10 protein-coding genes are annotated in these 14987 nt (G+C 68.8%); 8 read left to right on the top strand and 2 right to left on the bottom strand.

Annotated elements, in window-relative coordinates; all coding sequences use genetic code 11:
- Window positions 1-10 precede the first annotated feature (10 nt).
- The 8 genes from groL to AHIS1636_RS07500 all read left to right on the top strand — a co-directional run bounded on the left by groL (window position 11) and on the right by AHIS1636_RS07500 (window position 13820).
- Window positions 11-1618, top strand: coding sequence for a chaperonin GroEL (gene groL, locus AHIS1636_RS07535; RefSeq protein WP_264795193.1), 1608 nt, complete (start codon window positions 11-13; stop codon window positions 1616-1618).
- A 246-nt stretch (window positions 1619-1864) separates the two neighbouring features.
- Window positions 1865-3370 (top strand): IMP dehydrogenase, encoded by a 1506-nt coding sequence (gene guaB / locus AHIS1636_RS07530; RefSeq protein ID WP_264795192.1) that lies wholly within the window; start codon window positions 1865-1867, stop codon window positions 3368-3370.
- Window positions 3371-3496: 126 nt separating this feature from the next.
- On the top strand, window positions 3497-4636 hold the full coding sequence (locus tag AHIS1636_RS07525) for a GuaB3 family IMP dehydrogenase-related protein (protein WP_264795191.1): 1140 nt from the start codon (window positions 3497-3499) through the stop codon (window positions 4634-4636).
- 18 nt (window positions 4637-4654) lie between these two features.
- The gene (locus tag AHIS1636_RS07520) at window positions 4655-6382 is read left to right on the top strand and encodes a glycerol-3-phosphate dehydrogenase/oxidase (RefSeq protein ID WP_264795190.1); all 1728 of its coding nucleotides are present in this window, start codon (window positions 4655-4657) and stop codon (window positions 6380-6382) included.
- Window positions 6383-6433: 51 nt separating this feature from the next.
- Complete coding sequence (locus AHIS1636_RS07515; RefSeq protein ID WP_264795189.1) at window positions 6434-7294, top strand: SURF1 family protein; 861 nt, start codon at window positions 6434-6436, stop codon at window positions 7292-7294.
- Complete coding sequence (locus tag AHIS1636_RS07510; protein ID WP_264795188.1) at window positions 7291-7797, top strand: DUF3817 domain-containing protein; 507 nt, start codon at window positions 7291-7293, stop codon at window positions 7795-7797. The genes AHIS1636_RS07515 and AHIS1636_RS07510 overlap by 4 nt, the downstream gene beginning before the upstream one ends.
- Window positions 7798-7913: 116 nt before the next feature.
- Entirely contained in the window at window positions 7914-9506 is a 1593-nt protein-coding gene (gene guaA / locus AHIS1636_RS07505; protein WP_264795187.1) for a glutamine-hydrolyzing GMP synthase, read from the top strand.
- A gap of 138 nt (window positions 9507-9644) precedes the next feature.
- Window positions 9645-13820 (top strand): DUF4011 domain-containing protein, encoded by a 4176-nt coding sequence (locus AHIS1636_RS07500; RefSeq protein WP_264795186.1) that lies wholly within the window; start codon window positions 9645-9647, stop codon window positions 13818-13820.
- A gap of 14 nt (window positions 13821-13834) precedes the next feature.
- Here the strand turns inward: AHIS1636_RS07500 and cpaB are convergent, their stop codons facing one another.
- Both cpaB and AHIS1636_RS07490 read right to left on the bottom strand, forming a co-directional pair.
- Window positions 13835-14494 carry a Flp pilus assembly protein CpaB gene (gene cpaB / locus AHIS1636_RS07495; protein WP_264795185.1) on the bottom strand — a complete coding sequence of 220 codons (660 nt, stop codon included), beginning with the start codon at window positions 14492-14494 and terminating at the stop codon, window positions 13835-13837.
- 117 nt (window positions 14495-14611) lie between these two features.
- Complete coding sequence (locus tag AHIS1636_RS07490; RefSeq protein WP_264795184.1) at window positions 14612-14920, bottom strand: FmdB family zinc ribbon protein; 309 nt, start codon at window positions 14918-14920, stop codon at window positions 14612-14614.
- Window positions 14921-14987 lie beyond the last annotated feature (67 nt).

Below are 14987 nucleotides of genomic sequence, written 5' to 3'. Positions count from 1 at the left end.
AGGAGATCACATGGCAAAGCAGCTGCAGTTCAACGACGCTGCCCGCAAAGCCCTGGAAGCCGGCGTTGACAAGCTGGCCGACACCGTCAAGGTGACCCTCGGCCCGCGCGGCCGCAACGTCGTGCTGGACAAGAAGTGGGGCGCTCCCACCATCACCAACGACGGCGTCACCATTGCCCGCGAAGTCGAGCTCGAGGATCCGTACGAGAACCTCGGCGCCCAGCTCGCGAAGGAGGTGGCGACCAAGACCAACGACGTCGCCGGCGACGGCACCACCACCGCCACCGTCCTGGCCCAGGCCCTCGTCAAGGAAGGCCTGCGCAATGTTGCCGCGGGCGCGGCTCCCGGCACCCTGAAGAACGGCATCGAGGTCGCCGTCGAGGCCGTTGCCGCGCGCCTGCTGGAGAACGCCCGCGAGGTTGAGGGCAAGGTGGCCGAGGTCGCCACCATCTCGGCCCAGAGCCCCGAAATCGGCGAACTGCTGGCCAAGGCCTTCGAGCAGGTCGGCAAGGATGGCGTCATCACCATCGAAGAGGCCTCCGGCCTGCAGACCGAGCTGGTCCTCACCGAGGGCATGCAGTTCGACAAGGGCTACCTCTCGCCGTACTTTGTCACGGACGCCGAGCGCCAGGAAGCCGTCCTCGAAGATGCGCTCATCCTGATCAACCAGGGCAAGATCTCCTCGGTGCAGGAATTCCTGCCGCTGCTGGAGAAGGCCCTGCAGGCCGGCAAGCCGCTGTTCATCATCGCCGAGGACATCGAAGGCGAAGCCCTGTCCACCCTCGTGGTGAACAAGATCCGCGGCACCCTGAACGTGGTCGCCGTCAAGGCGCCGGGCTTCGGCGACCGCCGCAAGGCCATGCTGCAGGACATCGCGACGCTCACCGGAGCGCAGGTTGTCTCCCCGGACCTGGGCCTCAAGCTGGACCAGGTCGGCCTGGAGGTGCTGGGTTCGGCCCGCCGGATCACCGTCACCAAGGACAACACCACCATCGTCGACGGAGCCGGCTCCGAGTCGGACGTGGCCGACCGCGTGGCCCAGATCCGCGCCGAGGTTGAGCGCACCGACTCGGATTGGGACCGCGAGAAGCTGCAGGAGCGGCTGGCCAAGCTCGCCGGCGGTATCGGCGTGATCAAGGTCGGCGCCGCCACCGAGGTCGAGATGAAGGAAAAGAAGCACCGCATCGAGGACGCCGTGTCCTCCACCCGCGCTGCCCTCGAAGAGGGCATCGTGGCCGGTGGCGGAACCGCCCTCGTCCACGCTTCCCAGGCCCTGGACACGGATCCGAAGGTCCTCGCCCTCGAAGGCGACGCCGCGACCGCCGTCGGACTGGTCCGCCGCGCGCTGGTCCAGCCGCTGCGCTGGATCGCCGAGAACGCCGGCTACGAAGGCTACGTCGTGGTCTCCAAGGTCGCCGAGCTCGAGGTCAACAAGGGCTTCAACGCCGCCACCGGAGAGTACGAAGACTTGGTCGACGCCGGCGTCATCGACCCCGTCAAGGTGACCCGCTCGGCACTGCGCAATGCCGCGTCGATCGCGGCCCTGGTGCTGACCACCGAAACCCTCGTTGCGGAAAAGCCCGCCGATGAGGACGAGCACGCCGGCCACAGCCACTAGGACAGGCGTTTCGGAAGCTCCGGAAGTTTCGGAACACAGGGGAGGGGATTCGGCTTCGGCCGGATCCCCTCCGCCTGTTTTGGCGGACGGAACGACGGCGGCGAGTAACGTCGGCCACATATCCGTCCGCTTGAAATAGAGCGGGGTCGCGAATGGTTCTAGGATGTATTTACACACCCAAACCCATCCCGGCTGCTGCTCCGTTCGAGATTCCCGCTGCGCCGGCATGTCGCGAAAGGCCCCAGAGTGTCTGAAGAATTCAACCCGTTTGCCTTTGAGGGCCTGACTTACGACGACGTCCTGCTGCTCCCCGGCCCGACGGACGTCATCCCGTCCGAAGCCGACACCAGTTCGCGGCTGTCGAAGCGCATCACCGTGCAGACCCCGCTGCTGTCCGCCGCAATGGACACCGTGACCGAGTCCCGCATGGCCATCGCCATGGCGCGCCAGGGCGGGCTGGGCGTGATCCACCGCAACCTGTCCATCCAGGACCAGGCCGAGCACGTCGACCGGGTCAAGCGCAGCGAATCCGGCATGATCACCAATCCGGTAACCATCGCGCCCGAGGCCACCCTGGCCGAACTGGACGACCTGTGCCGCAACTACCGTGTCTCGGGCCTGCCCGTGGTGGACCCCAACGGGAAGCTGCTGGGCATCTGCACCAACCGCGATACCCGCTTCGTCCCGAAGGCCGACTACGACACGGTCAAGGTCGACGAGGTCATGACCCGCATGCCGCTGATCACCGGACATGTGGGGATCAGCCGCCCCGAGGTCATCGACCTGCTCGGCAAGAACCGCATCGAGAAGCTCCCCCTCGTCGATGACGCGGGCATCCTCCGCGGACTGATCACCGTCAAGGACTTCGACAAGGCGGAGCAGTACCCGCTCGCGACCAAGGACGAGGAAGGCCGCCTGCGCGTCGGCGCCGCCATCGGCTTCTTCGGCGACGGCTACGAGCGCGGCATGACCATGATCGACGCCGGCGTCGACCTGCTCGTGGTGGACACGGCCAACGGCCACAGCAACGGCGTGCTGGACATGATCGCCCGGCTCAAGAAGGACCCGGCGGCGGCGCACGTGGACATCATCGGCGGCCAGGCCGCCACCCGCGAGGGCGCCCAGGCCCTGATCGACGCGGGCGCGGACGCCATCAAGGTCGGCGTGGGCCCCGGCTCCATCTGCACCACCCGCGTGGTGGCAGGCGTCGGCGTTCCGCAGGTCACCGCGATCTATGAGTCCGCCAAGGCGGCCATCCCCGCCGGCGTGCCCCTCATCGCCGACGGCGGCCTGCAGTACTCCGGCGATATCGGCAAGGCCCTCGTGGCCGGAGCCGACACCGTGATGCTCGGCTCCCTGCTGGCCGGTGCCGCCGAAAGCCCGGGCGACCTGGTCTTCATCAACGGCAAGCAGTTCAAGGCCTACCGCGGCATGGGCTCGCTCGGAGCCATGCAGACCCGCGGCAAGAACACCTCCTACTCGAAGGACCGCTACTTCCAGGCGGACGTGCCGGACGACGAGAAGCTTATCCCCGAAGGCATCGAGGGCCAGGTTCCCTACCGCGGCCCGCTGTCCGCCGTCGCGCACCAGCTGGTCGGCGGCCTGCGCCAGACGATGTTCTACACCGGTGCCCGCACCATCGAAGAGCTCAAGGCCAAGGGCAAGTTCGTGCGGATCACCTCCGCCGGGCTCAAGGAGTCCCACCCGCACGACATCATGATCACGGCCGAGGCGCCCAACTACCGGCGCTGACCGAACCACCCGCAGCGGCGGCCCTGGCACAATGCCGGGCCGCCGCTGCCGTTAACCCACGTCCGCCTGTCCACACCCCGCTCCGGCCGGCGGGGCGGACGCGCGCCGGTGGGATAACCTAGAGCCGTGACTTACGAGATTGAAATTGGCCGTGGCAAGCGTGGGCGTCGTGCCTACTCCCTCGACGATGTAGCGATCGTCCCGTCCCGCCGGACCCGCGATCCCAAGGACGTCTCGGTCAAGTGGCAGATCGACGCCTACGAGTTCGAGATGCCGGTCGTGGCTGCCCCGATGGACTCCGTGATGTCCCCGGCCACCGCCATCGCGATGGGCCGGCTGGGCGGGCTCGGCGTGCTGAACCTGGAGGGCCTGTGGACGCGGTACGAGGACCCGCAGCCGCTGCTCGAGGAAATCGCCGGCCTGAGCGAGGACAACTTCAGCCCGGCCGCGACCGAGCGGATGCAGGAAATCTACAACGCCCCGATCCAGCCCGAACTCATCACGTCGCGTCTGGCCGAGATCCGGGAAGCGGGCGTGACGGTGGCCGGTTCGCTGACCCCGCAGCGCACGCAGGAGTTCTACAAGACCGTCCTGGCCGCCGGCGTCGACATCTTCGTCATCCGCGGCACCACCGTCTCCGCGGAACATGTCTCCCGCGAGCATGAACCCCTGAACCTGAAGCAGTTCATCTACGAGCTGGACGTCCCGGTCATCGTCGGCGGCGCTGCCGGCTACACCCCGGCGCTGCACCTGATGCGGACCGGCGCGGCCGGCGTGCTGGTCGGTTTCGGCGGCGGGGCAACAACGACGACGAGGCGCGCCTTGGGGATCCACTCGCCGCTGGCGTCGGCCATTTCGGACGTGGCTGCGGCGCGCCGGGACTACATGGACGAGTCCGGCGGACGGTACGTCCACGTGATCGCCGACGGCGGCCTGGGCAGCAGCGGGGACATCATCAAGGCTGTCGCGATGGGCGCGGACGCCGTCATGCTCGGCGCCGCCCTGGCCCGGGCGGAAGAGGCACCGGGCCGTGGCTGGCACTGGGGCCAGGAAGCCCACCACCACGAACTTCCGCGCGGCGACCGCGTGCGGATCGGCACGGTCGGTCGGCTGGAGGAGGTGCTCTACGGGCCCTCGCACCACACCAACGGAACCTCCAACATTATTGGCGCACTGCGCCGCTCGATGGCCACCACGGGCTACTCTGACCTGAAGGAATTCCAGCGGTGCGAGGTCGTCCTGGCGCCGTACCAGTTCAACGACTAAACCTCGGAAGGACCTACCGTGAGCACGCCCGCCGCCCTCAGCCCGGAGAGCCGCGGCGAGGCGCTGTCCGCCCTCCGGGCCACCGGAACCAGCGGACGTGAACTCGATGTCCTGATCGTCGGCGGCGGCGTGGTCGGCGCCGGCGCCGCGCTGGATGCGGTCACCCGCGGCCTGGACGTCGGCATCGTCGAGGCCCGGGACTGGGCCTCGGGCACCTCCTCGCGCTCATCCAAACTGATCCATGGCGGCCTGCGCTATCTGGAGATGCTTGATTTCGGGCTGGTCCGCGAGGCGCTGCAGGAGCGCGGCCTGCTGCTGCAGCGGATCGCGCCGCACCTGGTCAGGCCCGTCCCGTTCCTGTACCCGTTGACCAAACGGTTCGTCGAGCGCCCTTACGTCGCCGCCGGCGTCGCTCTCTACGATGCGCTCTCGGTCGCCACCGGCCAGGGCAGGGGAGTGCCCTTCCACAAGCACCTCTCCCGGCACGGGACCCTGCGGGCGGCCCCCAGCCTGAAGAAGGAGTCGCTGGTCGGATCGATCCGCTACTACGACGCCCAGGTGGACGACGCCCGCCTGGTCGTGAACCTGGTCCGGACGGCGGCCGACTACGGCGCCCATGCGGCCAACCGGTTGAAGGTCATCAAGTTCCTGCGCGAAGGCGAACGCGTGGTCGGCGCCCGCGTGCAGGACCAGGACGACGGCGCGGAGTTCGACATCCGGGCCAGGCAGATCGTCAATGCCACCGGAGTGTGGACCGACGAGACGCAGGCAATGGTTACGGACCGCGGACAGCTGAAGGTCCGGGCCTCCAAGGGCATCCACCTGGTGGTCCCGCGCGACCGGTTCCAGTCCACGGTCGGCCTGATCCTGCGCACCGAGAAGTCCGTGCTCTTCGTCATTCCGTGGGGCCGGCACTGGATCATCGGCACCACGGACACCGAGTGGAACCTGGACAAGGCCCACCCGGCGGCGACGGCGAAGGACATCGACTACCTGCTGGACCACGTCAACCAGGTCCTGACCACGCCGCTGACCCGCGAGGACGTAGAGGGGGTCTACGCCGGCCTGCGCCCGCTGCTGGCGGGGGAGAGCGATTCGACGGCGAAGCTCTCGCGCGAGCACGTGGTGGCGCACCCGGTACCCGGACTGGTGGTCGTTGCGGGCGGCAAGTACACCACCTACCGCGTGATGGCCAGGGACGCGGTGGACGAGGCGGTCCGGGCGCTGGACGAACGCGTCCCGCCCAGCTGCACCGAGAGCGTGCCGCTGCTGGGTGCCCCGGGCTTCAAAGCGAAGTGGAACAAGCGCAGCCGCCTGGCCTCGCGTGCCGGCGTGCACGTGGCCCGGGTGGAGCACCTGCTCAACCGCTACGGCTCGCTCGCCGAGGAAGTCCTGGCGCTCATCGCCGCGGACCCGCAGCTGGCCGAGCCGCTGCCCGGAGCGGACGACTACCTCCGCGCCGAGGTTGTCTATGCCGTCACGCACGAGGGGGCACGCCACGTCGACGACGTCCTGACCCGCCGGACCCGGATTTCGATCGAGGCCTGGGACCGCGGCGTCTCCGCGGCTCCCGTGGTGGCCGGGCTGATGGCGCCCCTGCTGGGCTGGGCCGACGAGCAGCGGGACCGCGAGACGAAGTACTACCTGGCGCGCGTCGACGCCGAGCGGCTGAGCCAGGAGCAGCCCGATGACGCCGCTGCGGACACCGCCCGGATGGCCGTGGAGGACATCGTCCCGCTCGGCTGACCCCGGCCTGCGGATTCGGTTTTCTACAACGGGACGAAGTAGGGTTAATGGGTGTTGAAAACTGCCCTCAAGCCCCGCTGGATAGCGGCGCTGGTGCTGGCGCTGGCCGTCGCAACGGTCTTCGTGCTCCTGAGCCAGTGGCAGTTTTCGGCATCCAAAAGCGATGCACCGCCGCCGACGTCGCAGACGGAAACGGTCCGGCCGCTGACTGAATCCTTCAAGCCCGGTGTGCCCATGCTGGCCACCGAGGCGGACCAGATGGTGACCTTCGACGGCCGGTTCGATCCGTCGCACCAGGTCCTCGTGCGCGACCGCCTGAACGAGGGTGACAAGGGCTACTGGGTCGTGACCGGCTTTACCGTCGCGGACGCGCCCAAGCTGGACGGCGAAGCGGTGATGATTCCCGTGGTCCGCGGCTGGGTCGCCGATCCGGCCGAGGCCACCGCCGCGCCGGAAGGCGACGCGACCGTCGTCGGACGACTGCTGCCCAGCGAAGCCCCCGAGGCCGAACACCCGGTACCGGGCCAGGTGCCCACGCTGTCCGTGGCGCAGCTGATCAACCTGTGGGACATGCCGTCCTACTCCGCGTTCGTCACCGCCACCGACCTGACCGTGGGCGGCAAGGACCTCGGCGACGGGACCGCCGGCACGCAGATGCGCGGCGTCATCGTTGGCGCCCAGCCGCAGGAAACCCCGGTCAACTGGATGAACGTGTTCTATGCCGTCGAATGGGTCGTCTTCGCCGGCTTCGCCATCTTCCTCTGGTGGCGCCTGGTGGCCGATGACTACCGCCGCACGCTCGAGGAGCAGGAATTCGCCGCCGCCGAGGCCCGGTACCAGGCCGGCCTGGACGACGGCGGGACGCAGGACGGTGCACCGCACGGTGCGCCCAGGAACGAGGTATCCCCGTGACAGACAATCCCAACCCGCAGCCCCAGCAGACCGGCCAGCGCCCCGAACGGCCGGTCAAGCGCCGCTACGGCGGCACGCACGCGCAGATCCGCTCGGCCCTGACCTTCTACAAGGTGACCTCGTGGATCACCGGCGTGATGCTGCTGCTGCTCTGCGTCGAGATGATCCTTCGCTACGGGTTCAACCTCTTCCTGTTCGCCGGCGGCACCAACACGGTGACCGGCGAGCCGTTCGGCTTCGGTCTCGCCCAGGCCGAGCCTGCCGCGGTGGGCGGCGGCGTGAACCTTTCGATCGCCGTGCTGATCGCGCACGGCTGGCTGTACGTGCTCTACCTGATCGCCGACTTCCGGCTGTGGTCGCTGATGCGCTGGCCGTTCACGCGGTTCATCCTGATCGCGCTCGGCGGCGTAATTCCGCTGCTGTCCGTCATCCTCGAGAAGAAGGTCCACCGCGAGGTCGAAGAGGATCTGGCCGCCCATCCGGAAGCCGCCAAGCGCTACTGAGCCGGCACCCGGGGGAGGGGGCGCTAACGACGGCGGTCTGCGGCCGCCGTCGTTAGCGTTTCCGCTGGCGGGGAGCCGATGTGCGCCCGGCTGCGCGCGGCGACTATCCTAGGTGGGTGACTAATCCTCCCCCCGCCGCCGCCACGGACCACCGGCCGGTACTCGTCGTTGACTATGGGGCCCAGTACGCGCAGCTGATCGCGCGCCGCGTACGTGAGGCCAACGTGTATTCGGAAGTCGTCCCGCACACCTATACCACCGAGCAGCTGCTGGCCAAGAACCCGGCTGCCATCATCCTCTCCGGCGGGCCGTCCAGCGTCTACGCCGAAGGCGCCCCCGCGGTAGAGCCGCAGCTGTTCCAGGCCGGCGTTCCGGTCTTCGGGATCTGCTACGGATTCCAGGCCATGGCCAACGCGCTGGGCGGCAAGGTCGCGAAGACCGGGCTGCGCGAGTACGGCGCCACGAACGCCACTACGGTCGGCGCGGCCCGCTCCATCCTCGCCGGAATGCCGGAAACCCAGATCACCTGGATGAGCCACGGCGACTCGGTGCACGAGGCCCCGGAAGGCTTCGAAGTCCTGGCCAGCACGGCCGGGGCTCCGGTGGCTGCCTTCGCCAACGAAGAGAAGGCCCTCTACGGCGTCCAGTGGCATCCCGAGGTGAAGCACTCCGACCTCGGCCAGCAGGTCCTCGAGAACTTCCTGTTCAAGGGCGCCGGCATCACGCCGGATTGGACCACCGGGAACATCGTCGAAGAGCAGGTGGAACGCATCCGCGCCCAGGTCGGCAGCTCCCGCGTGATCTGCGGCCTGTCCGGCGGCGTCGATTCCGCCGTTGCGGCGGCGCTGGTCCAGCGTGCGGTCGGCGAGCAGCTGACCTGTGTGTTCGTGGACCACGGGCTGCTGCGCGAGGGCGAGGCCGAGCAGGTTGAGCGGGACTTCGTGGCCGCCACCGGCGTCAAGCTGTACGTGGCGAACGAGCAGGAACGCTTCCTGAAGGCGCTGGCAGGCGTCAGCGATCCGGAGACCAAGCGCAAGATCATCGGCCGCGAATTCATCCGCGCCTTCGAAGAGGCCGAGCGCGCCATCATCTCGGAGGCCGCGGCAGAGGGCGAGAGCATCGAATTCCTGGTGCAGGGGACGCTGTACCCGGACGTCGTGGAATCCGGCGGCGGCGAAGGCGCGGCCAACATCAAGAGCCACCACAATGTCGGGGGCCTGCCCGAGGACCTGCGCTTCGAACTGGTGGAGCCGCTGCGCAACCTGTTCAAGGACGAGGTCCGCGCCGTCGGTGCCCAGCTGGGCCTGCCGGCCGAGATTGTCGGCCGCCAGCCGTTCCCCGGTCCCGGACTCGGCATCCGCATCGTCGGCGAGGTGAACGCCGAACGCCTCGAGCTGCTGCGCAAGGCGGACGCGATCGCGCGTGCCGAACTGACGGCCGCCGGACTGGACAACGAGGTGTGGCAGATGCCGGTCGTACTGCTGGCCGACGTCCGCAGCGTCGGCGTGCAGGGAGACGGCCGCACTTACGGCCACCCGATCGTGCTCCGGCCGGTCTCCAGCGAGGACGCGATGACGGCGGACTGGTCCCGCCTGCCGTACGACCTCCTGGCCCGCATCTCCAACCGCATCACCAATGAAGTCGACGGTGTCAACCGGGTCGTGCTGGATGTGACCAGCAAGCCGCCGGGAACCATCGAGTGGGAGTAGGCCTCCCGACGGGTGGCCGCAGCACGAACAGCGCCGGGTGCATGACCCACGGGCAATTTGCCCCGGCCAGTGTTGCGGTCACTCGTTTCCGTCTTTGAATCGGATAGCTTGAGTGGCATGCCGATTTGGTCCAGGCTTATGTCCCAGAGTGAAGAGAAGAAGGTAGCCGTGTCCCGCAACCGCGCTGTCGAAGCGGACGAGGATATCCTGACCCACTGGCTGCAGCAGTTGGGGCAGCACGCAGGAACGGACACTCTGCTGTACTACGCGCCGACCCCGGCCAACAGCATCGATCTGACCCATGCGCACCCCTCCGGCCTGGCGCAGCTGCTGACCGGCCGCCGCACCCGGATTTCCACGCTGCTGCGCGACCCGGCGCATTACGGCGCCGCGATGAAGACGGCGCGCGCGCTTCGGGCCAAGATCTTCGAGCTCGGCAATGACCGCGGGATCGACGTGGGTTACCTGGCCGCAGGCACGGCCTCCTGGCGGGTCCCGGACGTTGGACGCTCCGAAGCGCTGTACGCGCCGGTGATGCTGATCCCCATCGCCCTGACGGTCCGCCCGAGCCAGGACGACTACGAACTCCAGCTGATGGACAAGGCCAGGCTGAACCCGGCGATGGTCCGGCACCTGCGGCACGAGCAGGGCATCGACATCGACCCGGATGCGGTGGCCCGGCTCGCCTACAGCACCGCCCGCTTCGACCCGCACCCTGTGCTGGACCGGCTGCGCGCCCTGACCGAGGACGTCCGCAGCATGACGATCGAGCACCACCTGCTCGTATCGACGTTCGCCGACGTTGCCCACACCGCCGCCCATGCCACCGTCGAGCCCGACCATCCGGTGCTGAACGCGCTCATGGCTGCCGAGATGGACCCCGAAACCGAGGTGCACATCCCGGTGCCGGAAACCGGCCTGCCTCCGCTGGATGAGCGGGCGCCGCAGGACGAATTCCTCGTGCTGGACGCCGATTCGGCCCAGCAGGATGTCCTGGACCTGGTCCAGGAAGGCCACTCGCTGGTGGTCTCGGCCCCGCCGGGCACCGGCCAGACCCAGACGGCCCTTAACGCGGCGGCGCTGCTTGCCTACGAGGGCAAATCCGTGCTGGTGGTCGCCGAGCGCAGGGCCACGCTGAACCAGTTTGCCAAGCAGCTGGACGACCTGAAGCTCGGCTCCATGGTGCTGCAGCTGAATCCGAACCTTACCGGGCAGCAGCTGAAGGACCAGTTGGTCCGCGCCATCATCCGGAACGAAAAGGCCGCCGCCCCCCAGCTGGAGAAGCTGCACAGCACGCTGGCCGGCCACCGGCACCAGCTGCAGGACCACGTCAAGTCGCTGCACAACGTCCGCAAGCGCTGGAATTGTTCGCCGTACCAGGCCATGCAGTCGCTGGCCAAGCTGACCTCCCTCGATCCGGCTCCCGCGACGACGGTGCGGCTGAAGCGCTCCGTCCTGGACAGCATCACGGACCGCGCGGAGCTGACGGGGCGGCTGCGCCGGGCTGCGGAACTGGGCAGCTTCAGCAAAGCGTCGACGACGAGCCCGTGGTTCGGCGCCAAGCTGCACAACAGGAAAGAAACCGAGGACGCCCACGAGCTGGCCGCCGGCCTCGCCCGCGACCTGCCGGAGCTTCGCACCCAGATGGAGCGTGCGGCCGAGCTTTCGAACATCGCCCTCGGCGTGACCTTCCGCGAGTGGGGCGAGCAGCTGCTGCTGCTGGTTTCCGTCCGCAGCAGCCTGGACAAGTTCACTCCGGACATTTTCGACCGGCCGGTCACGGACCTGATCTCGGCGACGGCGTCCTCCGGCTGGAGGCGGGAACGCGGCATCGAGATGAGCTCGATGACCCGCTCCAGGCTTCGCCGCGTCGCGAAGGAATACGTGCGGCCGGGCGTCCATATCGCCGACCTCCACCAATCCCTGATCGAGGTTCAGGAACAGCGGACCCAGTGGACCGACTACGCGACCACGCAGCGCCATCCGTCCGTGCCCTCCGGGCTGGCCGAACTGAACGGCTTCTACCTCGACGTGCGCCAGCGGCTCGGCAAGCTCGGGTCCGTCCTGGCAGAGCCGGGGGACGTCGCCCGGCTGATGGACCTGGAGCTGGGTGAACTCGCCAGCCACCTCGAGTCGCTGGCGGGCGACCGCGAGACGCTGGTGCACCTGCCTGAACGGACGCTGCTGCTCGAGCAGATGCGTGAGCAGGGTCTGGGCGAGCTGCTCGATGACCTTGCCGAACGCGAGGTTGATGCGGCCGCCGTAGGCTCGGAGCTGGATCTGGCCTGGTGGCAGTCCGCCCTGGAAGCCATGATCAGCGGCGACGACTACCTGGCCATGTCGGACGGCGACAACCTGCGGAAGCTTGAAGCGGTCTACCGGCTGGCCGACAACGCCCACATCGCCTCGGGTCCTGCAAGGCTGCGCTGGGAACTGGCGCAGAACTGGCGCGACGCCATCAAGAGCAAGCCCAAGACAGCTGAACGGCTGCGCGAACTGCTCAAGTCCGGCGACCCGACCCTGGCGGCCCTGAACGACCAGTCGGGCTCGCTGCTGACGACCCTGGTGCCTGTGTGGGCGGCCTCGCCGCTCGTGCTGCCCGCGGTGCTGCCCGCAGGCCAGCGGTTCGATGCCGTGATCATCCTCGATGCCGAGGCGACCAGCCTGCAGTCGGCCGTTGGAGCCATCTGCCGGGCGACGCAGATCATCGCCTTCGGCGACGGCCAGCTCGGCTCGGCCGAACCATTCGAAGTCAACGTGGACCGCCGCCCGGCCGCGGGCGGCGCTGACCAGCCGGAACCGTTGATCAGCGCATTCCATGCGCTGGAAAGGGTCCTGCCGGTGCTTCCGCTGACCACGGCCTACCGTGCGGTGGATCTGGCCCTCGCGGAGTCCCTGAGCGAAGGCTTCTACGGAGGTTCCCTGACCCGGCTGCCCTCGGCCGCCGAACTGACCGGCGGCGGAGGACTGACGGTCGAGTACCTACCGGACGGCACGGGCCTGCCCGGGGCCGGCCACGAGGGGGTCGAAAGCGTCCCGGCCGAAATCAGCCGCGTCGTCGACATGGTCTTCGAACATGCCCGGCTGCGGCCGGCGAGGTCCCTCGCCGTCGTCACCGCCACGCTGCGGCACGCCGCCCGGATCGGCGAAGCGATCCGGCTCCAGCTGCCCAACCATCCGGACGCGGCGGAGTTCTTCCAGAGGGCGGACGAGTCGTTCCGCGTCGTCCCGGTGGAACGTGCCTCCGGTTTGGTCCGCGACGACATCATTTTCTCCCTCGGCTACGGCCGGACGCCCCATGGCCGTGCGGTCCACAACTTCGGGCCGCTGTCCGAACCCGACGGCCGGAACCGGTTCGCCATGGCGATGACCCGTGCGCGGCACAACCTGCACGTGCTCACCTGCTTCCGCCCCGAGGACCTCGATGCAGACCGGCTCAGCCACGGCGCGGCCGACTTCCTCGAGCTGATCAGCAGGGCGATGCTGCCCGGATACGGCCAGAAACAGCGGTTCGCGGCCGGCATCGAGGATCCGCTGGTGGCCGACCTCGTGGAGCGCATTCGGAGCCACGGCGCCCGGGTGAAGGACCACTACCACGGCGTGCTGGACATCGTCGCGGCCGCCGATCCGGACCACGTCGCCAACGACCGGGATCCCGGCCTGCCCGTGGCGCTCGAATCGGACGGCACGGAGCAATACTTGAATATGACCGTGCGTGAGCGGAGCCGGCTCCGTCCGCAGCAGCTCGAACGGCTGGGCTGGCGCCCCCTGACGCTGTGGACGATCGAGGTCTTCACGGATCCGAACCAGTGCGCCCGGCTGATCGGAGGATACTTGGGACTGCGGGAACCGGACGAGGCCAAGGCCGGACGCCGGACTTCGCCGGCGGCCGCGCGCGCCGACGAGGCGCCGAAGCGTCCGTTCGGCGCTGCCGGCCGGGATGGGGAGGCGCCTGCGCACGACCATGCAGCGAAGGATGCCGCGGCGGTGCCCGAAGACGGGGCCCAGCCGGCAGGCGGTGGAACACCCTCCGGTGCTGACGGCGGTGACAGCGCTGAGGTTAGTGACAGCTCTGCGGGCGCCGAGGGCGCTGACAGTGCCGATGAAGCGGACGGTGCCGCGGAGGGCGGCGACGAGGCAGTCGAAGCAGGCGCTGGAGAAGCGTCCGACAGGCGGGAGATGCTGACCCGCAAGGCACTGCGCGAACGTGCCATCCCCGCGAAGGCTGCCGAAGACGACCCCCGTTCGTGGGGCGAGCGGGAGCAGGACCGGGATGCGTGGCTGAAGGAGCAGCGGCCCCCGCACTGGGGCTGAGCCTTGCGCCGGCACTAGCCGACCAGCACCAGGAAGACCTTGCCCCGGCTGCTCGCGCTGGCCAGCGCGGCGGCCTCCGATGGTGAGGCCGCGACCACAACGAGGCCGTCGCTTTCCTGGGGGCCGAGCAGGCCTTCGTCCGTTCCGGCCGTGTCCGCCTTCCAGAGGACCGGCACGGCATCGGCCAGCACCAGCGTCTCTTCAGGGTCCTCGTAGCCGTTGCCGGTGCTCAGGACGATGTCCACCAACTGGCCGGGAGCCACGAGCTGGACCGTCGACTTGTCGGCGGGGCGCACGGGCACTGCGGCCGTGCCCGGCGGGGCCCCGGCCAGCAACCCCGGACCGACCACCGAGGTATCCAGCACGGGGGAACCCTCACGCAGGGCCGAGGCCAGCCGCTGGCCGGCCAGTTGGACGGCGGATGCAGACGCGCCCGGTGGCACGGCGGCAGCCGGCACCCTGGCCGCGCGCAGATCCGAGTCCGCCAGGACGGTACCTGCGGGAAGGTCGCTGACCGCAACCATGACGGGCACGGTCGCTACCGGTTCGGGCGTCAGGGCCTGGACGGCGAGACCCGCGGCGGCGCAGAAACAAATGGCCGCGAGGAGGCGGTAGTGCCGTCTGACGGTGCGCCGCACCAGGCGGGCCATTCCTGCCGGAGAAGTACGCTGCATGGCGCCAGATTATTTCGGCCGCACGGGCCTGCAACAGGACAGCCGTCCCGCTTGTGGGCAAGCGGGACGGCTGCAGGTGCTGTGGAGGAACAGCTAAGGCGGGAAACCCCGGCGGTTTTAGCTGGCGGCGGCCGCCGGCGCGGTCGAAGCCGGTGCCTTCGATGCGGCCGACGAGGACGACGAGGAATCCGAAGCGGAGCCGCCCTCGCTCTTGGCCGAGGCAGCCGGCACCGTGCTGGTGCTCTTGGAGTCCCGGGAATCGGTCCGGTAGAAACCGGATCCCTTGAAGACCACGCCCACGCTGTTGAACTTCTTGCGCAGTGTTCCCGAGCATTCCGGGCAGACGGTCAGTGAGTCATCGCTGAAGGACTGCTGGATCTCGAACGCATGGCCGCAGTCTTTGCACGCATAGGCGTAGGTAGGCACGGTTATCCTCCTGGAAAAAATCTTGGTCCGGGACGCTCCGGGCGGCCAGTGTTGGCACTCGGAGATT

This window comes from Arthrobacter mangrovi, assembly GCF_026011795.1.
In the GTDB taxonomy this organism is placed as follows: Bacteria; Actinomycetota; Actinomycetes; order Actinomycetales; family Micrococcaceae; genus Crystallibacter; species Crystallibacter mangrovi.
This window is presented reverse-complemented; position numbering and strand designations above follow the sequence as displayed.

Excerpts from the sequence above, each read along its gene's own strand:
- groL (WP_264795193.1), top strand. The coding sequence starts at position 11 with ATGGCAAAGCAGCTGCAGTTCAACGACGCTGCCCGCAAAGCCCTGGAA.
- AHIS1636_RS07500 (WP_264795186.1), top strand. The coding sequence starts at position 9,645 with ATGTCCCAGAGTGAAGAGAAGAAGGTAGCCGTGTCCCGCAACCGCGCT.
- cpaB (WP_264795185.1), bottom strand. The coding sequence starts at position 14,494 with ATGCAGCGTACTTCTCCGGCAGGAATGGCCCGCCTGGTGCGGCGCACC.